Origin of the sequence: Jiella soli (genome assembly GCF_020615385.1) — a bacterium.
Taxonomy (GTDB): Bacteria; Pseudomonadota; Alphaproteobacteria; order Rhizobiales; family Rhizobiaceae; genus VKMB-3413.
Window position 1 is genome coordinate 535,131 of record NZ_JAJAVB010000025.1, and the last position, 20,520, is coordinate 555,650.

The following is a 20,520-nucleotide window of genomic DNA, read 5'->3' on the forward strand; positions in this document are numbered from 1 at the left end:
ACGATCATCCGGCCGCGTGTCACGACGCAAGTCCGGTCTGGGGAGCCGACGACGATGAGCGACGAGCCGCTGCTCAGCGCCCGCGCGATCACCAAGAGCTTTCTCGGCATGAAGGCGCTCGACCGCGTCGACTTCACGCTTCATGCCGGCGAGGTTCACGCCCTGCTCGGCGAGAACGGTGCCGGCAAGTCGACGCTGATCAAGGTCCTGACCGGCGCCTACCGCCGCGACGGCGGAGAGATCCGCCTGGACGGCCGGCCGATCGATCCCAAGGACGTGACCGATGCCCAGGAACTCGGCATCGGCACCGTCTATCAGGAGGTCAATCTCCTGCCGAACCTGACGGTCGCCGAGAACCTCTTCCTCGGCCGCGAACCCAGGCGCTTCGGTCTCGTCGACGCAAGGGCGATGAACCGGCGCTCCCGCGAGATCCTGCGGGAATACGGCCTCGGCATCGACCCGTCCGCGCTGCTCGCGAGCTTTTCGGTCGCCGTTCGGCAGATCGTCGCCATCGCCAGAGCGGTCGATCTGTCGGGAAAGGTGCTGATCCTGGACGAGCCGACCGCGAGCCTCGACGCCGCCGAGGTGGACACGCTGTTTGAGATCGTGCGGTCGCTGCGCGACCGCGGCCTCGGCATCGTCTTCATCACCCATTTCTTCGACCAGGTGTTCCGGATCGCCGACCGGGTTACCGTCCTGCGCAACGGCCAACTCGTCGGCACCCGGCCGATCGATGCACTGAAGCGCATCGACCTCGTCTCGATGATGCTCGGCCGCGAACTCTCCGAAGAGGAATCGCACCGGGCGCCATCGGCCGAAGGCGAGGGCGGGGCGCCGCTGGTGCGCTTCACGAACTACGGCAAGCGCGGTCATGTCGAGCCCTTCGACCTCACCATCCGCCGCGGCGAGGTGGTCGGCGTCGCCGGTCTCCTCGGCTCGGGCCGGACCGAGACTGCCGAACTCCTCTTCGGGATCGAGCAGCCGGACAGCGGCACGGCCGAGCTGGACGGGGAGAAGCTGACGCTCGCCTCGCCCCGCCAGGCGATCGCGCATGGATTCGGCTTCTGTCCCGAGGACCGCAAGCTGGACGGCATCGTCGACGACCTGTCGGTGCGCGAGAATATCGTCCTGGCGCTGCAGGCACGGCAGGGCTGGGCGAAGCCGCTGCCGCGCGCCGAGCAGGAGGCCATCGCCGACCGCTATATCCAGGCGCTCGACATCCGCACGACCGATCGCGAGAAGCCGGTGAAGTTCCTCTCCGGCGGGAACCAGCAGAAGGTGATCCTCGCCCGCTGGCTGGCCACCAATCCGCGCTTCCTCATTCTCGACGAACCGACGCGGGGCATCGATGTCGGCGCCCATGCCGAGATCATCCGGTTGATCGAGAAGCTATGCGCCGAGGGAATGTCGCTCCTCGTCATTTCCTCCGAGCTCGAGGAACTCGTCGTCTATTCGAACCGCGTCCTGGTCCTGTCGGACCGGCGCCACATCGCCGAACTCTCCGGCGAGGCGGTCACGACGAGCGCCGTCATGAAGGCGATCGCCGCGCACGACCCCGAAGAGGCCGCGGCATGACGCAGCGCCTTCTTCCCGGTCTCGCGCGGCTTGCGCCGCAGCTCGTCGCGCTCGCCGTAATCCTTGCCCTCTGCGCGGCGATCTCGCCCGGCTTCTTCGACGTGTCGGTCCAGAACGGCCGCCTCTACGGCTCGATCATCGACGTCCTCAATCGCGGCGCGCCGGTCGCGCTGCTCGCCATCGGCATGACGCTGGTCATCGCCACCAAGGGCATCGACCTGTCGGTCGGCGCCGTCATGGCGATCACCGGCGCCGTCGCTGCGGCGATGATCACCTCCGGCTACGGCATCGTCCTCACCCTGGCGGGCGCGCTCGGCGTCGGCGTCCTCTGCGGGCTGTGGAACGGGGCGCTCGTCGCCGTCCTCGCGATCCAGCCGATCATCGCGACGCTGATCCTGATGGTCGCGGGGCGCGGCATCGCCCAGTTGATCACCGAAGGCGTCATCCTGACCTTCAACGACCCGACCCTCATCTTCTTCGGGAGCGGCCACATCTTCGGCGTGCCGATGCCGATCCTCCTGTGGATCATGCTCGGCGCCCTGGTCGTGCTGGTCGTCAGGACGAGCGCGCTCGGCATGCTGATCGAGGCGGTGGGCACCAACCGCCGCGCCTCGATGCTGGCCGGCGTCGGCACGACCTTCCTCCTGTTCTCCGTCTATGCCGCCTCCGGCCTCTGCGCGGGCGTCGCCGGGATCATCGCCGCCGCCGACATCCGCGGCGCCGACGCCAACAATGCCGGACTCTGGCTCGAGCTCGACGCGATCCTCGCCGTCGTCATCGGCGGCACGTCGCTTCTCGGCGGGCGCTTTTCCATCATCGGCTCGCTGATCGGGGCGATGATCATCCAGTCGGTCAATACCGGCATCCTCCTGTCTGGCTTCCCGCCGGAGTTCAACCTGATCATCAAGGCGGCGATCATCGTCGTCATCCTGGTGGTGCAGTCGCCGTCGAGCCGCGAGGCGATGGCCTTCTTCACGCGCAAGCGCGAGCCGGCGACCGAACCGCGCAAGGAAAGGGCGGTGTCATGATCGGCTCGCGCTATTTTCCGCTGGCGACGACCTTCGTCATCTTCCTCCTCGCCTACGCGCTCTGCTACCTGCAGTTCCCCAACATGCTGTCGACCCGCGTCGTCGGCAATCTCCTGACCGACAACGCCTTTCTGGGCATCGCCGCGGTCGGGATGACCTTCGTCATCATCTCCGGCGGCATCGACCTGTCGATCGGCTCGGTGATCGCCTTTTCCGGGGTCTTCCTCGCCGTCTCGATGGGCGATTGGGGCGTGCCGCCGGTTCTCGCCTTCGCCCTCCTCCTGGCGATCGCCACCGGCTTCGGCGCGGTGATGGGCGCGATGATCCACTATCTCGCAATGCCCGCCTTCATCGTGACGCTCGCCGGCATGTTCTTCGCCAGGGGCATGGCCTTCCTGATCTCGACGCAGTCGGTGCCGATCTCCCAGCCGATCTACACGGCGATGCAGGGCATCTACTGGAAGATGCCCGGCGGCGGGCGGCTGACCTTCATCGGCATGGTGATGGTCGCGGTCTTCATCGTCGGCATCGTGATCGCCCAGCGCACGCGCTTCGGCCGCTATGTCTACGCACTCGGCGGCAATCGCCAGTCGGCCGAACTGATGGGCGTTCCCGTCGCCAGCACGACGATCGGCATCTACGCCTTGTCGAGCTTCCTCGCGGGGCTCTCCGGCATCGTCTTCTCGCTCTACACCTCGGCCGGCTATTCGCTCGCGGCGGTCGGCGTCGAACTCGATGCGATCGCGGCCGTGGTCATCGGCGGAACGCTTCTGACCGGCGGTTCCGGCTTCGTCGCCGGGACCTTCCTCGGCATCCTCATAATGGGGCTGATCCAGACCTACATCGTCTTCGACGGGACGCTGTCGAGCTGGTGGACGAAGATCGTCATCGGCCTCCTGCTCTTTGCCTTCATCGCCCTGCAGCGCGGTCTCGTCTGGCTGTCGGAACGGCGCGGGGGCGTGCCGCGCGGAGCGGCGGCATGAGCCTCCTGCAGAAGGCCATCGACGGCCCGGCGACGCGCACGAGCCACGCCCATGTGGTCAGCGAGATCGGCCGGGAGATCGTCTCCGGCTGTATGCGGGCGGGCTCGATCCTGCCCGGCGACAAGGAACTCTCCGCCCGTTTCGGCGTCTCCCGCACCGTCCTGCGCGAGGCGATGAAGACGCTTGCGGCCAAGAGCCTGATCGAGCCCAAGGCCCGCGTCGGCACCAGGGTTCTGGAGCCGGTCCGCTGGAACCTCCTCGATGCCGACGTTCTGCGCTGGCGGGTCGAGGCCGGGCTCGACGACGACTTCATCCGCGATCTCGCCACCATGCGCCTCGCCTTCGAGCCGGCGGCGGTGGCGCTGGCGACGGAGCGGGCGACGCCGGAGGACATCGCGCGGCTCCGCGAGATCGCCGAGCGGCTCGGCGATCCCGGCCACAGCCCGATTTCGATCGCCAATGTCGACCTCGAATTTCATCTCGCCATCGCGGACGTCTCCAAGAATCCGTTCATGCGCTCGATCACCAGCCTGATCGAGGCCGCGCTGGCGATCTCGTTCAAGCTTTCCTCGCCCGCCTCCGACGCCGCCTCGCTCGCCGAATGCTCGGCCAATCATTTGGCGATCGTCGACGCCATCGAGGCGCGCGACGAGGCGGCGGCGCGCGCCGCGATGGCCTACGTCATCGACTTCGGCGCGGGGCGGGTGAAGAAGGTCCTCGACCTGGGCGAGCCCGGATCATGACGAAGCCGGTGGTTGAACCCGTGGCAGAACATGGCATTCTCCCGCTCCACGCCTGTTGCGGGAGGGCAGGGGAAGTCGTCGGCCGGTCGATCCGGTCGGCGCGAGAAGGATCACGGCGCGCGAGATGCGCAGTGACCGCAAACTTGGGCGCAACGCGCGCCCGTCTTTCAAGTCAGGGAGGTTTCATGACCAGGGGAATGATGAAGAGGCTCGCCGTCGGCCTCGCCGCGGCAGTGATGGCGCTCTCGGCGCCGCTCGGCGCGAGCGCGCAGGACAAGGGCACGATCGGCATCGCCATGCCGACCAAGTCCTCCGCCCGCTGGATCGCGGACGGCGACAACATGGTGAAGCAATTCAAGGAAGCGGGTTACGACACCAACCTACAATATGCCGAGGACGACATCCCGAACCAGGTGAACCAGGTCGAGAACATGATCACCACCGGCGTCAAGGCGCTGGTGATCGCGGCCATCGACGGCACCACGCTGTCGAACACGCTGGCCAACGCTTCGGCGGCGGGCGTCCCGGTCATCGCCTATGACCGCCTGATCCGCGACACGCCGAATGTCGACTACTACGCGACCTTCGACAATTTCCAGGTCGGTGTCCTGCAGGCGCAGTCGCTGGTCGACGGCCTCAAGCAGCGCTTCCCCGACCAGGACTCATGGAATGTCGAGCTGTTCGGCGGCTCGCCGGACGACAACAACGCCTACTTCTTCTACAATGGCGCGATGAGCGTGCTGCAGCCGCTGATCGATTCCGGCAAGATCAAGATCCCGTCGGGCCAGATGGGCATGGACAAGGTCGGCACGCTGCGCTGGGACGGCTCCGTCGCCCAGGCCCGCATGGACAACCTCCTGTCGGCCAACTACACCGGCGACCAGAAGGTCAACGGCGTCCTCTCGCCCTATGACGGCCTGTCGATCGGCATCATCTCCTCGCTGAAGGGCGTTGGCTACGGCTCGGGCGACCTGGAGATGCCGATCATCACCGGTCAGGATGCCGAGATCCCCTCGGTCAAGGCGATCCTCAGGGGCGACCAGTACTCGACGATCTTCAAGGACACCCGCGAACTCGCCAAGGTGACGGTGCAGATGGTCGATGCGGTCCTCAGTGACGGCAAGCCGGAGATCAACGACACCAAGACCTACGACAACGGCGTCAAGGTCGTGCCGTCCTACCTCCTGAAGCCGGTCCTCGTGACCAAGGACAATTGGGAGAAGGTCCTGGTCGAGTCGGGCTACTACAAGGAAGACCAGATCAAGTAGTCTTGCCGCGCGGCGTGTCTGACGCCGCGCGCCGCTTCCGCGATGCGTCCGCCGGCGGCGGGCGCGTCACCGGAGCATAACGCGCGAAAGTGGAAACCGCTTTCGCGGCAGCATCATGCTCCGACGCAGACATGGCACGGGATGGCGGCTCTGCCGGAGCCGTCCCGTGCTGGCGGCGATCGCCTCGCCGCGACGGCAAACGTCGTCCGCTGCCCGCGAGAACTCGCCAGGCGCGGACGCTTCGGACGGTTCGCGATGACCACCATTCTTGAAATGCGCAACATCACCAAGACCTTCCCCGGGGTGGTGGCGCTCGACGACGTCAGCCTCAAGGTCGAGGAAGGCGAGATCCACGCGCTGGTCGGCGAGAACGGCGCTGGCAAGTCGACCCTGATGAAGGTTCTGTCGGGCGTCTATCCGCACGGCTCCTATGAGGGGATCATCGAGTTCAAGGGCGAGGAGTGCCGCTTTTCGGGCATCTCCGATTCCGAGAAGCGCGGCATCATCATCATCCATCAGGAGCTGGCGCTCGTCCCGCTGCTTTCGATCGCCGAGAACATCTTTCTCGGCAATGAGCGGGCGAATGGCGGCATCATCGACTGGCAGGAGACGTTCACCCGCACCCGCGAACTCCTCGCCAAGGTCGGCCTGAAAGAACCGCCCCAGACCCGCGTCACCGACCTCGGCCTCGGCAAGCAGCAGCTCGTCGAGATCGCCAAGGCGCTGTCGAAGGAGGTGAAGCTCCTGATCCTCGACGAGCCGACCTCGAGCCTCAACGAGACCGATTCCGAGGCGCTGCTGAAGCTGCTCCTGGAGTTCAAGGCGCGCGGCATCTCCTCGATCCTGATCTCCCACAAGCTCAACGAGATCTCCAAGGTCGCCGATACGATCACGGTCCTGCGCGACGGCTCCGCCGTCTCCACCCTCGACGGCACCGGCGAGAACGTCCGGGAAGCCGACATCATCCGCGACATGGTCGGCCGCAGCCTGACCGACCGCTTCCCGCCGCGCGAGCCCAGGATCGGGGAGACGATTTTCGAGGTTTCGCACTGGACGGCGCATCACCCGCAGCATGCCGAGCGGAAGGTCTGCGACGACGTCAGCTTCCACGTGAAGGCCGGCGAGGTCGTCGGCATTGCCGGGCTGATGGGCGCCGGGCGCACCGAACTCGCCATGAGCCTGTTCGGCCGCTCCTACGGCACGAAGATTTCCGGCGAGGTGAAGATGCACGGGCGCCCGGTGGACGTGTCGACCGTCTCGCGGGCGATCTCCGCCGGCATCTGCTACGCCACCGAGGATCGCAAGTCCTACGGCCTGATCCTCGACGAGACGATCCGGCGCAACATTCCGCTCGCCAATCTGGGCGGCATTTCCAACGGCATCGTCGTCGACGACCGCAGGGAACTGGCGGTGGCGCGGCAATATCGCGACCGCATCAGGATCAAGAGCTCCTCGACCGCGCAGGAGGTCGTCAACCTGTCCGGCGGCAACCAGCAGAAGGTCGTGCTCGCCAAATGGCTGTTCGCCGGCCCCGAGGTGCTGATCCTCGACGAGCCGACCAGAGGCATCGATGTCGGCGCCAAGTACGAAATCTATGCGATCATCGCCGAGCTCGCCGCCAGCGGCAAGGCGATTGTCGTGATCTCATCGGAGATGCCCGAACTGCTCGGCATCACCGACCGTGTCTACGTGATGAACGAAGGCCGCTTCGTCGGCGAGATGCCGACGAGCGAAGCCTCCCAGGAGAAGATCATGTCCATGATCATCCGCTCGGGCCACAGGAACTGAGGATAGGACGATGTCCCAAGAGGCCATTCACCAGCCCGGCATGACCAAGTCGGCGACCCGCCCCGCCACCGCCGGCTTCTTCCGCAAGCACATGCGCGAATACGGCATTCTTCTGGCGCTGATCGTCATCATGGCGTTCTTCCAGATCGTCACCAACGGCATTCTCCTGAAGCCGATCAACCTGACCAATCTGATCCTGCAGAACAGCTATGTGATCATCATGGCGCTCGGCATGCTGCTGGTGATCGTCGCGGGCCACATCGACCTGTCTGTCGGCTCCGTCCTCGGCTTCGTCGGCGCGCTCGCCGCGGTGATGATCGTGCAGTGGGACATGAACTACGTCCTCGCCGGCATCATCTGCCTCGCGGTCGGCGCCGTGATCGGCGCGATGCAGGGCTATTGGATCGCCTATTGGAAGATCCCGTCCTTCATCGTCACGCTTGCCGGCATGCTGGTGTTCAAGGGGCTGACGCTCTGGGTGCTCGAGGGTCAGTCGGTCGGCCCGTTTCCGCGCGGCTTCCAGCTGATCTCCTCGGGCTTCCTGCCGGACGTCTTCGCCATCAAGGGCTTCAACCTGTTGTCCATGCTGCTCGGCGTCGCGGTCGCGGGCGTGCTGTTGTTCTTCGCCTTCCGCTCGCGCCTGCGCAACCGCGCCGGCGGGCATGACGACGAGCCGGCGTTGTTCTTCTTCGCGCGCAACTTTATCCTCGCCGGCGCCATCGTCTACATCGCCTGGGCGCTCTCGACCTTCCGGGGCTTTCCGAACGTCCTCGTGGTGATGGCGCTTTTGATCAGCGTCTACACCTTCATCACCATGCGCACGACGATCGGCCGTCGGATCTACGCGCTCGGCGGCAACGAGAAGGCGGCGCGGCTGTCCGGCATCAACACCGAACGGCTTACATTCCTGACCTTTGCCAATATGGGCATGCTCGCCGCTCTCGCCGGCCTCGTCTTCGCCGCCCGTCTCAACACCGCCACCCCGAAGGCCGGTCTCGGCTTCGAACTCGACGTCATCGCGGCGGTGTTCATCGGCGGCGCCTCGATGTCGGGCGGCGTCGGCACGATCCTCGGCGCGGTCATCGGCGCCTTCATCATGGGCGTGATGAACAACGGCATGTCGATCCTCGGCATCGGCATCGACTACCAGCAGGTGATCAAGGGGCTGGTCCTGCTCCTGGCGGTGATCTTCGACGTCTACAACAAGAACCGGGCCTGAGCGTCATGCCGCTGAGCCACAAGCGCGGGCTGCGGACGATCCGCAGCTCTGAACTTCGTGCGGGAGCCACCCGATGAGCCCGATCGCACTCGCCATCGTCGGCGTCGGCAAGATCGCCCGCGACCAGCACCTGCCGGCGATCGCCGCCAACCCGGATTTCCGCCTCGTCGCCGCGGCGAGCCGCAGTGCGAGCGTCGAGGGCGTGCGCAACTTCACCGCCGCCGGCGAGATGCTCGACGCCATGCCGGAGATCGAGGCGGTGGCCCTGTGCATGCCGCCCCAGGCGCGCCACACCATCGCCGCCGACGCGCTGTCGCGGGGCAAGCATGTCATGCTGGAAAAACCCCCCGGCGCGACCTTGTCCGAGGTCGAGCATCTGGCGGGCCTTGCCGCCGCCAACGGCGCCTCGCTGCAGGCCACCTGGCATTCGCGCTATGCTCCGGCGGTGGAGCCGGCCCGCCAGTGGCTGAAGGAACGGCGTATCCGCTCCGTCGCGGTCTCCTGGAAGGAGGATGTGCGCCACTGGCATCCCGGGCAGGACTGGATCTGGGAGCCGGGCGGTCTCGGCGTGTTCGACCCCGGCATCAACGCGCTGTCGATCGTGACCCGCATCCTGCCCTTTCCGGTCTGGCTGACATCGGCCGAACTCTCCTTCCCGGAGAACCGCGCCGCGCCGATCGCCGCCGATCTTGCCTTTGCCGGCCCACACGGCGAAGCCGTGGAAGCGGCGTTCGACTGGCGCCAGACCGGGCCGCAGACCTGGGACATCGGGGTCGAGACCGACGCCGGACGCCTCGTCCTGTCCTCGGGCGGAGCGCGCCTTGCGATCGACGGCGAAATGCGGAGCGAAGCAGCCGAGGCGGAATATCCCGGCCTCTATGTGCGCTTTGCCGAGCTGATTCATCGGCGCGAGAGCGATGTCGACCTGTCGCCGCTGCGCCATGTCGCCGATGCCTTCATGCTCGGCCGGCGCCTTCAGGTCGAGGCCTTCTTCGACGATCCGGCCGCCGGCTCGGCAGGGCCGCGGTGAGCCCGTTCTGCGCGGCGGTGGACTGGGGCACGTCGAGCTTCCGGCTGTTTCTGCTCGATGCGGTCGGGGATGTCCTTGCCGAACGGCGCAGCGGCGAGGGGATGAGCGCCGTGAGGGAGGGCGAGGGCGGCTTTGCGGCGGTGCTCGAGCGCCATCTCGCCGATATCGCGGCGCCTGCCGACTGTCCCGTCGTCTGCTGCGGCATGGTCGGCGCGCGCCAGGGGTGGGTCGAGGCGCCCTATGTGGAGACGCCGGCCTCGGTCGCCGGCATCGCCGCCGCGGCCATGCGCGTGCCGCAACAGGGCCGGCCGGTCTTCATCCTACCCGGCGTTGCCCAACGCCCCGGGGTAGAAGGGCATGGCGGCTTCGACGTGATGCGCGGCGAGGAGACGCAGATCGCGGGGCTTGGGGCCCAGCGTGGTCGCCGTCTCGCCTGCCTGCCGGGCACGCATTCGAAATGGATCGCGGTCGAAGGCGAGACCATCACCGGCTTTGCCACCTTCGTCACCGGCGACCTTTATGCCGCCGCAGCCGGACACACGATCCTCAAGCATTCGATCGGGGAGACGGCGGACGCCTTCGATCGCGAAAGCTTCGCCGCCGCCTTCCGCGCGGCGTTCGAGCGGCCAGGAGAGGCGACGAACCTCATGTTCGAAATCCGGGCGAGGGGGCTGCTCGATCCCGGCCATTCCTTCGAGGCCGGCTCCACCCTGTCGGGGCTCCTCGTCGGGCTCGAACTTGCCGGCGTCAAAAGCCGCTTCGGCGATCTCGGACGGCCGGTTCTTCTCGCGGCGGGCCGGCTGGCGGCGGTCTACGAGGCGGCGTTTGCCGAGGCGGGGCTGCCGTGCGACATCGCGGATGCCGATGCCGCCGTCCGCCGCGGCCTCTTTGCCGCCGCCAAGGAGATATTGCGATGACCAAGACCCGGCGCACGCCCTGGCCGCGGCTGAAGCGGGACCTCGTGGCGATCCTGCGCGGCCTGCCGCCCGAGGACTGCGAGGCGGTGGTCGGCGGCCTGATCGAGGCCGGCTTCGAAGCGATCGAGATACCGCTGAACTCGCCGGAGCCGTTCCGTTCGATCGAGATGGCGGCGCGGCTCGCGCCCCGCGGCGTGCTGATCGGTGCGGGGACCGTGCTGTCGGCCGAAGACACCGACCGGCTGAATCTCGCGGGCGGCCGGCTGCTGGTCAGCCCGAATGTCGATGCGGCGGTGCTGCAGCGCGCGGCATCGCACGGCATGGTGACGATGCCCGGCGTGTTCACCGCCACCGAGGCGCTCGCGGCCGCCGCGAACGGCGCCTCGGCGCTGAAATTCTTCCCGGCGAGCGTGCTCGGTCCTGCCGGCATCAAGGCGATCTCGGCCGTGCTGCCGCCGGAGCTTCCGATCGGCGCGGTGGGCGGGGTCTCCGAGGCGGATTTCCCGGTCTATGCCAAGGTGAATGTCCGCCATTTCGGGCTCGGCTCGTCCCTCTACAGGCCTGGCGATCCGGCAGGCGAGGTCGGCGAGCGGGCGCGGCGCGCGGTCGCCGCTTACGACGCGGCATTTCCCGGCTGAGAAACGAAGGTTGTGTCGCGGCGATTGCAAGCTTGGCTTGAGCAGCCGGGCAGGCTAGCCTTCCTTCGACATCAAGCGAGGATGGACCGGACGATGCAGGAGCGCGACGCGCCGCAGATCACCCAGGCGATGATCGACGCCTATGACGAGTACACTCATCTGACGCTCGATCGCCGCGGCTTCATGCGGAAGCTCACCGCCCTTGCGGGGTCCGCTGCGGCAGCCGCAGCGATCGTGCCGCTGATCGAGGCGTCCTCTGCCAAGGCGGCGATCACCGATCCGCAGGATGAGAGGCTGAGCGCCGTTTGGGCAACGTTTCCCGCCGCCGGAACCGAACTGAAATGCTACGTAGTGAGGCCGGAGGGCCGCGGACGCTTTCCGAGCGTGCTCCTGATCCACGAAAACCGCGGCCTCAACGCGCATATCCAGGACGTCGCGCGGCGCTTGGCGCTCGAGGGCTTCTTCGTTCTCGCGCCCGACTTCCTCTCGTCCAAGGGCGGAACGCCGGCCGACGAGGACGAGGCCCGAAAGCTTATCGGCGATCTCGATCCGCAGCAGACCGTGGCGGAGGCCGTCGCCGCGCGGGACTGGCTCGCCGCCCATCGTCATTCCAACGGCAAGGTCGGCGCGGTGGGCTTTTGCTGGGGCGGCGGCGTCGTCAATCAGCTCGCGGTCGCTGATCCGGACCTCGTCGCGGCAGTCGCCTATTACGGACGCCAGCCGGACCCCGAAGACGTGCCGAAGATCAAGGCGGCGCTGCTCTTGCACTATGCCGGGCTCGACGAGCGGATCAATGCGGGCATTCCCGCCTATCGCAAGGCGCTCGACGCTGCCGGCGTGATCCACGAAATCTTCGTCTATGACGGCGTCAACCACGCTTTCAACAATGACACGTCGAGTGCCCGCTACGACAAGACCGCGGCCGATCTCGCCTGGCAGCGCACGGTGGATTTCCTGAAGAGCCACCTGACGGGCTGACCGAAGACCGGCGCGGCCGTGCGGCGGCACGAAGGGCCCGACCACCTGACGGTCGGTGCGCCCCGGGGGTCAGATCGCCGTGCGCTCGGCTTCCGCGATATAGATCTGGCGGAGCTTGCGCGTGATCGGGCCGGGAGTGCCGTCGCCGACCGGACGACCGTCGATCTCGACCACCGGGGTAACGAAGGCGGAGGCCGACGTTATGAAGGCCTCGCGCGCGGCCTGGGCCTCTTCGAGGCTGAAGGAGCGCAGCTCGACCGGAATGTCGTTCTCCTCGGCGAGCCGCAGCATCGCGGCGCGGGTGATCCCGTGCAGGATGGCGTGCGAGAGGTCGCGCGTCACCAGCGTTCCCTCCGCATTGACGATATGGGCGTTGTTGGACGTGCCCTCGGTCACCACGCCGTCCTCGACGAGCCAGGCATCGTCGGCGCCGCGGCGCTTGGCCTCGGTCTTGGCCATGGACGGGTAGAGCAGCTGCACCGTCTTGATGTCGCGCCGCTGCCAGCGCAGGTCCGGAATGGAGACGATCCTGATGCCGGTCTCGGCCTGCGGCCTGACCCTGAGATTGCTCGTCTGGGTGAACAGCACGAGGCCGGGCGGCGTGTCGTCCGGCGGAAACAGGAAGTCGCGGTCGGCGGCGCCGCGCGTCACCTGCATGTAGACGAGACCCTCGTCGAGATCGTTGCGGGACACGAGCTCGCGATGGATGGCGAGAAGCTCGTCCTCGCTCGCCGGCTTGCGCAGGCCGAGCTCGCTAAGCGAGCGCCGCAGCCGCGCCATATGCGCCTTGAAATCCACCAGCCGGCCGGAGAGGACGCTCGTCACTTCGTAGACCGCATCGGCGAAGAGGAAGCCGCGGTCGAAGACCGACACGCACGCCTCATTCTCCGGCCGGAATGCGCCGTTCACATACACCGTGCGGACCATCTCTGCCTCGCTTGCCCGGACTGCCGCGGCCGGGTCTTCCGGTGCGTCGATCATGGGTGTTGCGGAAATTGCGGGCGAAGACAAGGCCGGAAGCGGCCGGCCGCCCGGAACCTCGGCCGGTGTCTCGCATTTGAACAAGACGTTTTACCGGGATTTCACGCCGCTCGGCCTATCGTGTCGGGGTATCGCAATGCCTGCGCAATGGTCGGTGCAAGATGGTTGGACAATCGTTCGAATCGGTCCTCGACGGGATCGCGGAAAAGGACCAGCAGGCCAGCTGGACGACCGCGTTCGGCCAGACCTCGGCCGGGTTCTGGACAGTCCTTTCCGATATTGGCAGCACTGCCGACGCCGAATCCGGTGGAAGGCCCGATCCGCAAAGCCGTTACGAGGCCGAGGCGGACAAGATTCATACCGCGCCCGCGGCGAGTCTCGCGCAGCTACCGCCAAGCACCGATCCCGAGGCCATCCGGCGGGAGTTGGATCTGGAGCGAGCCCGTTCGGCGAAGGACGTGATGCAGTGCCGGCGTTCCTTTGCCCGCACGAACCACCCCGATCTCGCGCCGCCGCAGTTCCGCGAACAGGCCAATCTGCGCATGCAGATCGCCAACCGGCTGACCGATGAGGCCCTGGCGCAATTCGCGCCTGCCGGCGCCGCGCATCGTCACTGACCTCCGCATCGTTTCGGCGGGCGAAGGTCCGACACTGCGCTTCCTCTCTGCCGGACCCTGCCTCTTCGCTGTGATGGCGGCATGCATGCTGCCGATTGAGCCGGCAAAGGACGGCTGCTACGCCTGTGGCAGTTGGGTGCTGCAGGGATAAGCGATTTTGCCGGAGACGAGCTGCGACATGCCAGATCCGGCCGCACGGTGCCGGCCGTGACGCTTCGCGAGCCGGCCGACCGGCCGGTCCCGATGCAGCGCTCCGCCGGCCGGGTCGAGCTTGCGGTTCGGCCTGTGGCCTCGCGCACGCGGATAGCCCGCCTTCATCAGGCCGGATGCCTGAAACTGCGATTCCCCCGGCCGGCCGGTCCCGAGGCCGAGGCCATTCTGATAAACACTTCCGGGGGCCTGACCGGCGGAGATCGTCTCGATCAGCACTTCGATCTCGCGCCCGGCAGCCGGCTCGCCGTGACGACGCAGGCCTGTGAGCGCGTCTACCGGGCCGCATCCGGCAAGGCCGAGGTGACGAGCCGGGTGCGGCTCGCAGACGATGCGTCCTTCGCTTGGCTTCCGCAGGAGACGATACTCTTCGACGGCGGCGCGGTCCGCCGCAGGCTCGAGGTGGATGCGGCCGCTACGGCAAGGTTCCTGCTCGTCGAAAGCGTCATCCTCGGGCGCGAAATGATGGGTGAGAGTGTCCGGAACGGCGTCTTCCGCGATTCCTGGCGGATCCGAATCGGCGGGCGGCTCGCCTTCGCCGACGAACTGCGCCTGGAAGGCGACGTGTCCGGCCTCGCCCGGGAGGCGGCCGTCCTTGGCGGCAACCGGGCATTCGCGACGATTCTTGCCCATGCGCCGGACCTCGACGGACGTCTCGCCGCCGTGCGGGATCTCGTCGGCGGGGACGGAGGGGCGAGCCGCATCGGCGGGCTGCTCGCCACCCGCCTTGCCGCACCCTCCGGCTTTTTGCTGCGCAAGCGTCTCGTGCCGGTCATCTCGGCACTGGCAAACGGACCGCTGCCGCTTGTATGGTCGCTCTGAGATCGGTGGATTCAGGGATCGTCGCATGCAGCTCACCCCCCGCGAGAAGGACAAGCTCCTCGTCTCCATGGCCGCGGTCGTCGCCCGGCGCAGGCTGGAGCGCGGCGTCAAGCTCAACCATCCGGAGGCGGTCGCGCTGATCACCGACTATGTCGTCGAAGGCGCGCGCGACGGACGCACCGTCGCCGATCTGATGGAAGCCGGCGCCCATGTGGTCAGCCGCGATCAGGTCATGGAGGGGGTCGCGGAGATGATCCACGACGTGCAGGTCGAGGCGACCTTTCCCGACGGTACCAAGCTCGTCACCGTCCACGAACCGATCCGCTGACGTCTGCGCGGCGGATGGCCGGCATCCGCAACGGAGCGCGCGAGGCGTCTGCCGAACCGGTCTCCGAGCCATTTTCGCCAATCGTGCCGCCCGAGCCTCCTGACCGGAGGCGCGCCAGTGCATCGGAGAACGGGCGAGAGGCGGACGACCACCGGCCGCCGGTCAGCGTTGTGCGGTGGCGACGGAGAGCCCTTCACCTTTCTCGGGCGTCTCGTCCAGCGCCGACATCTCGACGCTGCCGGCTTCAACCGCGCCCGCCGTCGCCATTGACCCGCCGATGAATCGATAGCCCTGTTCGACGGCGGAATAATAGGCGGGACCCGTCGCACCGGCCATGGTGACGACGCGGATGAGAAGCGGCTCGGCGGTGCCCGCAGGCACGGCCAAGGAAAGAACAGCCGCCGCGATCACGAGTGATCTGAGCATGTTGAACTCCAACCTGTTGCTGCATTCGGTTCCGATCGTTTGGCGCCGGAACTCGGTTCCTTCCTCAAGGATAGCCTGATCCTGAATTAAGGAATTGGCAATATAATGCACCAGAAGAAGATTCGTTGCGGTTAATGGCCGCCCATGCGGCCATGGAAACTGTCGTCTCGGTTGAGGCCTGCTTAAGTCCCCTGCATTGCGGGAATATTTCGTCAAGCCTCTTGCGAAAGGGCTTCGGATCGGCGGCTTTGTTGACAGCCTGTCGCGCTGCACACATGATCCGAGCCATGCGGAGGCGGCGGACGACGCCCGGCTTCGCATGTATCACCGGGTCGCGACCCAAGCCGGGGCGATCGTCGACCGAAAACAAGGGACATCCATGCTCAAGCGCCTTGCCATCACCGCCGCAACGCTCGCCGCAGCCACTGCGCCGGCCTTCGCCCATATCAACCCGCTGGAGCACGGTTCCTTCCTCGCCGGCGTCTCGCATCCGCTGACCGGGCTCGATCACCTTCTCGTCATGGTCGCCGTCGGCGTCTGGGCCGCGATGATCGGCGGCCGTGCGCTGTGGGTCGTCCCGCTCGCCTTCGTCGGCACGATGAGCGCCGGCTTCGTGCTGGCGCTGTCCGGTGTCCATCTTCCCTTCGTCGAGCCGGCGATCCTGGCCTCGGTCGTGGCGCTGGGGCTCCTCGTCGCGGCCGCCGTCAAGCTGCCGGTTCCGGCCGCCGCCGGCATCGTCGGCGCGTTCGCGCTGTTCCACGGCCATGCGCACGGCACCGAATTCGCCGGCTCGCTTGCCGCGACAGGTGCGGAAGAGTTCGGCCTCGGCTTCGCCCTGTCGACCGCGGCACTGCACGGCACCGGCCTTGCGCTCGGCCTCTTCCTGTCGCGGATCTCGCAGCCGGCCGTGCTCAGGGTCCTCGGCGCCGCTTCGGCCGCTGCCGGCCTCTATCTGATGGCCGGCTGACCGGCCTTCGGGACGATAGGATGAGGGCCGTGGCATGATGGAGTCCGTGCGTGCGCCTCAGCCGGTCGGAGAGATGGATCTCCTGGCGATCGGCCCCATCCTTCTTCTCGTCCTCGTGGCGATCGGCATTCGCAAACTCTGGAGGCACCTGCCGTGATTCCCGGTCAAATCCTGACGCAGGCGGGCGACATCGTCCTCAATGACGGCGCCGAGACGACGGTGCTGGAAGTCTCCAATACAGGCGACCGCCCGGTCCAGGTCGGCAGCCATTATCATTTCGCCGAGACCAACCCCGCGCTCGCCTTCGACCGTGAGGCCGCACGCGGCAGGCGGCTCGACATCGCGGCGGGAACCGCCGTGCGCTTCGAGCCCGGCCAGACCCGGGAGGTGACGCTCGTCCCGCTCTCCGGCGCCCGCAAGGTCTACGGCTTCAACGCCAAGGTCATGGGCGCGTTGTGAGGCGATGGCCGGCCGGTTTCAGTGCCCTCTGACGCGCGAGGCACTGCGTAGAATATGCTGAACCACCTCCACCTCCACCTCTTCATCCCGGCTCAAGCCCGGAATGACGAGCGTGAAGGGAGCAGCCTTTCGCCCGCCGCATGTGGTCGAACGACCCGCCGGGTCTCGGCTCGTCCCCCTCACCCCTTCGGCGGATAGGCCCGGTCAAGCTCGGCAATCCAGGCGGCCGCTGTCGCATCCGACGGCATGCGCCAGTCGCCGCGGGGCGACAGCGATCCGCCGGCCGAGACCTTCGGCCCGTTGGGGATCGCCGAGCGCTTGAACTGCGCGGCGAAGAAGCGCTTCAGGAATACCCGCAGCCAGCCGACGATCGTCTCCAGATCGTATTCGTTGCGCGCTTCCGCCGCGAGGCCCGCCGGCCAGCTTCCCGCGCTCCGGTCGCGCCACGCCTGCCAGGCGAGATAGGCGATCTTCGAGGGCGGCATGCCATAGCGCAGCATGTGAAACAGGAAGAAATCGTGCAGCTCGTAGGGACCGATCATGTCCTGCGTGCTCTGGATCTTGCCCTCCGCATCCGCCGGCACGAGCTCGGGCGAGATCTCCGTCTCGAGCACGTCGGCGAGAACCTCGAGCGCCTGAGACTCGAACTGCCGCGAGGCGATCGACCATCGGATCAGATACTGGATCAGCGTCTTCGGCACGCCGCAATTGACCGCGTAGTGGCTCATCTGGTCGCCGACGCCGTAGGTGCACCAGCCGAGGGCCAGTTCCGACAGGTCGCCTGTGCCGACGACGAAGCCGCGGCGCTGGTTGGCGAGGCGGAACAGGTAGTCGGTGCGCAGCCCGGCCTGAACGTTCTCGAAGGTCACGTCGTATTGCGGCTCCCCTTGCGAGAAGGGGTGATCCATGTCGGCGAGCATCTGCCGCGCCGCCGGGCGGATGTCGATCTCGTCCGCGGAGATGCCGAACGCCTCCATCAGGCGCCAGGCGTTTGCCTTCGTCGTCCCGCCGGTGGCAAAGCCCGGCATGGTGAAGCCGAGGATGTTCTTTCGGGGCAGGCCGAGTCGGTCGCAGGCCTTGGCCGCGACGATCAGCGCATGGGTGGAATCGAGGCCGCCGGAAATGCCGATGACGAGATTGGCGCCCGGCGTCGCCTCTATCCGCCGCTTCAGCCCCGCGACCTGGATCTCGAAGCTCTCGTAGCAGTCCTGGTCGCGGGTCTTCGGGTCGTCCGGCACATAGGGGAAGCGCCGCAGCGGGCGCAGGAGGTCACTCGGGGGAGGGGTGACGCGGAGGGGTTCGAACGTCACCGTGCGAAATGCGCGCTCGGGATGTCCGGCGAAGGTGGCGGCGTCGTTGAAGGTCGGGGTGCGCTGACGCTCCTGACGGATGCGCATGACGTCGACATCGGCGCAGACGAGCTGCGGCTTGTCGTGGAATCGCTCGGACAGGGCGAGCAGGTCGCCCAGCTCGTGGATCGAGCCCTGGCCGTCCCAGGCGAGGTCGGTGGTCGATTCGCCGGAACCGGCGGCCGAGTAGACATAGGCCCCGAAGCAGCGCATCGCCTGCGAGGCACACAGCAGCTCGCGATCGGCCGCCTTGCCGACGGTGATGTTGGAGGCCGAGATGTTGCACAGGATCGTCGCCCCGGCGAGCGCGCCCGCGACCGAGGGAGGGGTCGGCCCCCACACGTCCTCGCAGATCTCGACATGGAAGCTGAAGGCGTCGTTCGCCGCGCCGCCACCGGCGCCGCCGGCGCGAAACAGGAGGTCCGGCCCGAACGGGACCTCGCTGCCGCCAGCCGGGATCGAGAGCCCCGCCAGGCCCTGGCCCGAAGCGAACCAGCGCTTTTCGTAGAACTCGCGGTAGTTCGGCAGGAACATCTTGGGGACCGCGCCAAGGATTTCGCCGCGATGCAAGACGATCGCGCAGTTGTAGACCCGGCCATTGCGGCGCAGCGGCGCCCCGACGACAAAGACGCAGCCGATGTCCGCCGTCTCGCTGCGGAGTTCCGCCAACGCCCCGTCCACGGCGTCGAGCAGCGCTTCCTGAAGATGCAGATCGTCGATCGCATAGCCGGAGACGCAGAGTTCGGGAAAGATCGCGAGATCGCACCGGCTCTGCTCGGCCTGATCCAGAAGCTCCAGTATGGAACGCGTATTCGCGGCGGGATCGGCGATCGTGCAGCGCGGCGTACAGGTCGCGACGCGAACGAAGCCGGCGGTCTTGTTGTCCATCATTTTTCGCCTCCGCTGTCGTGACTGTTCTTGGTGTCATCGGCGGCCGTGGCAAGGGGCTGCCACCAAGCGGGCATCGTTCGTCGCGGAAAACCTCGTAGCTGAGAAGCTGGTCCGCCCGGCTCAGGCGAGTGCGATGTCGTCCGCGAAGGCGCAGCCGAAACGGCCCCGTGCCTTGACGGTGTAGAGCGCACGGTCGGCGCGTTCGAGGCCGGTCTCCGGCCCTTCGCCGGGGCGCAGCCGCGATATGCCGAGGCTCGCCGTCACCCGGTAGAGGTCGCGTCCGTCGCAGATCGGTTCGGCCAGCACGTCGAGGAGATGGATGGCGACGTCCTCGACGGTGCCGCACGCCGCGCTTCCGCCCAGCAAGACCGCGAATTCGTCTCCGCCGAGCCTGGCCGCGAATCCGTGGCCATCCATCCCCAGCGCCAGCCGCCGGCTGATCTCCCGAAGGACCTGATCGCCGCCGGCATGGCCATGGGCGTCGTTCACAGCCTTGAAGCCGTCGAGGTCGATCAGAAGCAGCCAGTGGCTGGCCGAGGCCCGCCTGATGTAGCGCTGGAGTCCCAGGCGATTGGGCAGACCCGTCAGGCTGTCGTGGTGCGCGAGATGATCGTAGCGCTGTCTGGCGCGATGCGCCTCCTCTTCCGCCGCCTTGCGCAGGGCAAGTTCTACCTCGAGTTCGCCGCTGCGCAGCCGGAGTTCCAGCGCATCGCCGGCAATCGCCGCGAGGATTTCCAGCGACTCGCGATCCTGCGGCCCGAACTCGCGCGGTTCGACATCGACGACGGCGATCGTCCCCAGGACATCCCCTCCCGGCGAGGCGATGGGCACGCCGGCATAGGCGCGCAGCCCGCCCCGCGTGACGTGCGGGTCGTCGCGGAAGCGGGCGTCGCTGGTAAGATCCCCGACCAGAAGCGGCGCGCCGCTGTTGACCACGACATTGCAGAAGGCGTCCTCGCGCGGAGCCTTGACGGTATCGGTTCCGCGTCTGGCGATGACCCAGCGGTCGGACTCGTCGAAGAACGACACGACCGAGATCGGCGTCCCGATAAGGCGCGCCGCGAGACCCGCCAGGCGATCGAGCGCCGGCTCCGGCTGCGAGCCGCAGATGTCGTAGCGTTCCAGAACGTGAGTTCGCTGCGTCTCGGGCATGGCTCGTTGGCGGTCATGACGTTACGGACACCATGGCGCAAAGATCATAAGGAATGATTGTCACTGCACGGCATGAGTGCAGAGGACAGAGCCGCGCACTGCCGGAGTGTCGCCCGCAAGCCGGAGCGGCGGAAACGGGCGCGCCCGCCGC

21 protein-coding genes are annotated in these 20,520 nt (G+C 67.2%); 17 read left to right on the plus strand and 4 right to left on the minus strand.

Annotation, left to right across the window (positions count from 1 at the left end; all coding sequences use genetic code 11):
- Positions 1–54 precede the first annotated feature (54 nt).
- From ytfR to LH400_RS16960, 11 genes are all read left to right on the plus strand, one after another.
- Positions 55–1,575 carry a galactofuranose ABC transporter, ATP-binding protein YtfR gene (ytfR, locus tag LH400_RS16910; RefSeq protein ID WP_229154055.1) on the plus strand — a complete coding sequence of 507 codons (1,521 nt, stop codon included), beginning with the start codon at positions 55–57 and terminating at the stop codon, positions 1,573–1,575.
- A complete protein-coding gene (locus tag LH400_RS16915; protein ID WP_229154056.1) occupies positions 1,572–2,603 on the plus strand; it encodes an ABC transporter permease in 1,032 nt (343 codons plus the stop codon). The genes ytfR and LH400_RS16915 overlap by 4 nt, the downstream gene beginning before the upstream one ends.
- The gene (yjfF, locus tag LH400_RS16920; RefSeq protein ID WP_255617688.1) at positions 2,600–3,586 is read left to right on the plus strand and encodes a galactofuranose ABC transporter, permease protein YjfF; all 987 of its coding nucleotides are present in this window, start codon (positions 2,600–2,602) and stop codon (positions 3,584–3,586) included. Before LH400_RS16915 ends, yjfF begins: the two co-directional genes overlap by 4 nt.
- Positions 3,583–4,329 carry a FadR/GntR family transcriptional regulator gene (locus LH400_RS16925; RefSeq protein WP_229154057.1) on the plus strand — a complete coding sequence of 249 codons (747 nt, stop codon included), beginning with the start codon at positions 3,583–3,585 and terminating at the stop codon, positions 4,327–4,329. The genes yjfF and LH400_RS16925 overlap by 4 nt, the downstream gene beginning before the upstream one ends.
- 200 nt (positions 4,330–4,529) lie before the next feature.
- Positions 4,530–5,597, plus strand: coding sequence for a multiple monosaccharide ABC transporter substrate-binding protein (gene chvE / locus LH400_RS16930; protein WP_304502368.1), 1,068 nt, complete (start codon positions 4,530–4,532; stop codon positions 5,595–5,597).
- A gap of 255 nt (positions 5,598–5,852) precedes the next feature.
- Positions 5,853–7,385 (plus strand): multiple monosaccharide ABC transporter ATP-binding protein, encoded by a 1,533-nt coding sequence (gene mmsA, locus LH400_RS16935; protein ID WP_229154058.1) that lies wholly within the window; start codon positions 5,853–5,855, stop codon positions 7,383–7,385.
- Positions 7,386–7,395: 10 nt separating this feature from the next.
- Complete coding sequence (gene mmsB / locus LH400_RS16940; protein WP_370638405.1) at positions 7,396–8,604, plus strand: multiple monosaccharide ABC transporter permease; 1,209 nt, start codon at positions 7,396–7,398, stop codon at positions 8,602–8,604.
- Positions 8,605–8,677: 73 nt separating this feature from the next.
- Complete coding sequence (locus LH400_RS16945; protein ID WP_229154060.1) at positions 8,678–9,634, plus strand: Gfo/Idh/MocA family protein; 957 nt, start codon at positions 8,678–8,680, stop codon at positions 9,632–9,634.
- The gene (locus tag LH400_RS16950) at positions 9,631–10,551 is read left to right on the plus strand and encodes a 2-dehydro-3-deoxygalactonokinase (protein ID WP_229154062.1); all 921 of its coding nucleotides are present in this window, start codon (positions 9,631–9,633) and stop codon (positions 10,549–10,551) included. Before LH400_RS16945 ends, LH400_RS16950 begins: the two co-directional genes overlap by 4 nt.
- A complete protein-coding gene (locus tag LH400_RS16955; protein ID WP_229154064.1) occupies positions 10,548–11,189 on the plus strand; it encodes a 2-dehydro-3-deoxy-6-phosphogalactonate aldolase in 642 nt (213 codons plus the stop codon). Before LH400_RS16950 ends, LH400_RS16955 begins: the two co-directional genes overlap by 4 nt.
- Positions 11,190–11,282: 93 nt before the next feature.
- On the plus strand, positions 11,283–12,167 hold the full coding sequence (locus LH400_RS16960; protein ID WP_229154066.1) for a dienelactone hydrolase family protein: 885 nt from the start codon (positions 11,283–11,285) through the stop codon (positions 12,165–12,167).
- A 69-nt stretch (positions 12,168–12,236) separates the two neighbouring features.
- Here LH400_RS16960 and LH400_RS16965 read toward each other — a convergent pair whose 3' ends face one another.
- Positions 12,237–13,094, minus strand: coding sequence for a D-amino-acid transaminase (locus LH400_RS16965; protein WP_229154068.1), 858 nt, complete (start codon positions 13,092–13,094; stop codon positions 12,237–12,239).
- A 215-nt stretch (positions 13,095–13,309) separates the two neighbouring features.
- Here LH400_RS16965 and LH400_RS16970 point away from each other — a divergent pair, with 215 nt between their 5' ends.
- From LH400_RS16970 to LH400_RS16980, 3 genes are all read left to right on the plus strand, one after another.
- On the plus strand, positions 13,310–13,765 hold the full coding sequence (locus LH400_RS16970; RefSeq protein ID WP_229154070.1) for a hypothetical protein: 456 nt from the start codon (positions 13,310–13,312) through the stop codon (positions 13,763–13,765).
- Positions 13,766–13,972: 207 nt separating this feature from the next.
- Positions 13,973–14,797 carry an urease accessory protein UreD gene (locus tag LH400_RS16975; RefSeq protein ID WP_370638406.1) on the plus strand — a complete coding sequence of 275 codons (825 nt, stop codon included), beginning with the start codon at positions 13,973–13,975 and terminating at the stop codon, positions 14,795–14,797.
- A gap of 25 nt (positions 14,798–14,822) precedes the next feature.
- A complete protein-coding gene (locus LH400_RS16980) occupies positions 14,823–15,125 on the plus strand; it encodes an urease subunit gamma (protein WP_229154072.1) in 303 nt (100 codons plus the stop codon).
- Positions 15,126–15,287: 162 nt separating this feature from the next.
- Here the strand turns inward: LH400_RS16980 and LH400_RS16985 are convergent, their stop codons facing one another.
- Positions 15,288–15,662, minus strand: coding sequence for a hypothetical protein (locus LH400_RS16985; RefSeq protein ID WP_229154074.1), 375 nt, complete (start codon positions 15,660–15,662; stop codon positions 15,288–15,290).
- A 268-nt stretch (positions 15,663–15,930) separates the two neighbouring features.
- Here LH400_RS16985 and LH400_RS16990 point away from each other — a divergent pair, with 268 nt between their 5' ends.
- From LH400_RS16990 to LH400_RS16995, 3 genes are read left to right on the plus strand one after another with little or no spacing between them, the layout of a single operon-like run.
- The gene (locus tag LH400_RS16990) at positions 15,931–16,518 is read left to right on the plus strand and encodes a HupE/UreJ family protein (RefSeq protein WP_229154076.1); all 588 of its coding nucleotides are present in this window, start codon (positions 15,931–15,933) and stop codon (positions 16,516–16,518) included.
- A 34-nt stretch (positions 16,519–16,552) separates the two neighbouring features.
- Positions 16,553–16,675 carry a hypothetical protein gene (locus LH400_RS26070; RefSeq protein WP_255617698.1) on the plus strand — a complete coding sequence of 41 codons (123 nt, stop codon included), beginning with the start codon at positions 16,553–16,555 and terminating at the stop codon, positions 16,673–16,675.
- Complete coding sequence (locus LH400_RS16995) at positions 16,672–16,977, plus strand: urease subunit beta (RefSeq protein ID WP_229154079.1); 306 nt, start codon at positions 16,672–16,674, stop codon at positions 16,975–16,977. Before LH400_RS26070 ends, LH400_RS16995 begins: the two co-directional genes overlap by 4 nt.
- Before the next feature lie 179 nt (positions 16,978–17,156).
- On the opposite strand, the gene LH400_RS17000 is transcribed toward LH400_RS16995, so the two are convergent.
- Positions 17,157–19,217: an NAD(+) synthase gene (locus LH400_RS17000; protein WP_229154081.1), complete on the minus strand. Its 2,061-nt coding sequence runs from the start codon at positions 19,215–19,217 to the stop codon at positions 17,157–17,159.
- A 120-nt stretch (positions 19,218–19,337) separates the two neighbouring features.
- Positions 19,338–20,369 carry a sensor domain-containing diguanylate cyclase gene (locus LH400_RS17005; protein WP_229154083.1) on the minus strand — a complete coding sequence of 344 codons (1,032 nt, stop codon included), beginning with the start codon at positions 20,367–20,369 and terminating at the stop codon, positions 19,338–19,340.
- Positions 20,370–20,520: the final 151 nt, after the last annotated feature.

Bases quoted from the DNA above. Each gene is read 5' to 3' on its own strand.
- LH400_RS16955 (WP_229154064.1), top strand. From the start codon at position 10,548: ATGACCAAGACCCGGCGCACGCCCTGGCCGCGGCTGAAGCGGGACCTC.
- mmsB (WP_370638405.1), top strand. From the start codon at position 7,396: ATGTCCCAAGAGGCCATTCACCAGCCCGGCATGACCAAGTCGGCGACC.
- LH400_RS16990 (WP_229154076.1), top strand. From the start codon at position 15,931: ATGCTCAAGCGCCTTGCCATCACCGCCGCAACGCTCGCCGCAGCCACT.
- LH400_RS16915 (WP_229154056.1), top strand. From the start codon at position 1,572: ATGACGCAGCGCCTTCTTCCCGGTCTCGCGCGGCTTGCGCCGCAGCTC.
- LH400_RS16970 (WP_229154070.1), top strand. From the start codon at position 13,310: ATGGTTGGACAATCGTTCGAATCGGTCCTCGACGGGATCGCGGAAAAG.
- mmsA (WP_229154058.1), top strand. From the start codon at position 5,853: ATGACCACCATTCTTGAAATGCGCAACATCACCAAGACCTTCCCCGGG.
- yjfF (WP_255617688.1), top strand. From the start codon at position 2,600: ATGATCGGCTCGCGCTATTTTCCGCTGGCGACGACCTTCGTCATCTTC.
- LH400_RS16980 (WP_229154072.1), top strand. From the start codon at position 14,823: ATGCAGCTCACCCCCCGCGAGAAGGACAAGCTCCTCGTCTCCATGGCC.
- LH400_RS26070 (WP_255617698.1), top strand. From the start codon at position 16,553: ATGATGGAGTCCGTGCGTGCGCCTCAGCCGGTCGGAGAGATGGATCTC.
- ytfR (WP_229154055.1), top strand. From the start codon at position 55: ATGAGCGACGAGCCGCTGCTCAGCGCCCGCGCGATCACCAAGAGCTTT.
- LH400_RS16960 (WP_229154066.1), top strand. From the start codon at position 11,283: ATGCAGGAGCGCGACGCGCCGCAGATCACCCAGGCGATGATCGACGCC.
- LH400_RS17005 (WP_229154083.1), bottom strand. From the start codon at position 20,369: ATGCCCGAGACGCAGCGAACTCACGTTCTGGAACGCTACGACATCTGC.
- LH400_RS16945 (WP_229154060.1), top strand. From the start codon at position 8,678: ATGAGCCCGATCGCACTCGCCATCGTCGGCGTCGGCAAGATCGCCCGC.
- LH400_RS16925 (WP_229154057.1), top strand. From the start codon at position 3,583: ATGAGCCTCCTGCAGAAGGCCATCGACGGCCCGGCGACGCGCACGAGC.
- LH400_RS17000 (WP_229154081.1), bottom strand. From the start codon at position 19,217: ATGATGGACAACAAGACCGCCGGCTTCGTTCGCGTCGCGACCTGTACG.
- LH400_RS16965 (WP_229154068.1), bottom strand. From the start codon at position 13,094: ATGGTCCGCACGGTGTATGTGAACGGCGCATTCCGGCCGGAGAATGAG.
- chvE (WP_304502368.1), top strand. From the start codon at position 4,530: ATGAAGAGGCTCGCCGTCGGCCTCGCCGCGGCAGTGATGGCGCTCTCG.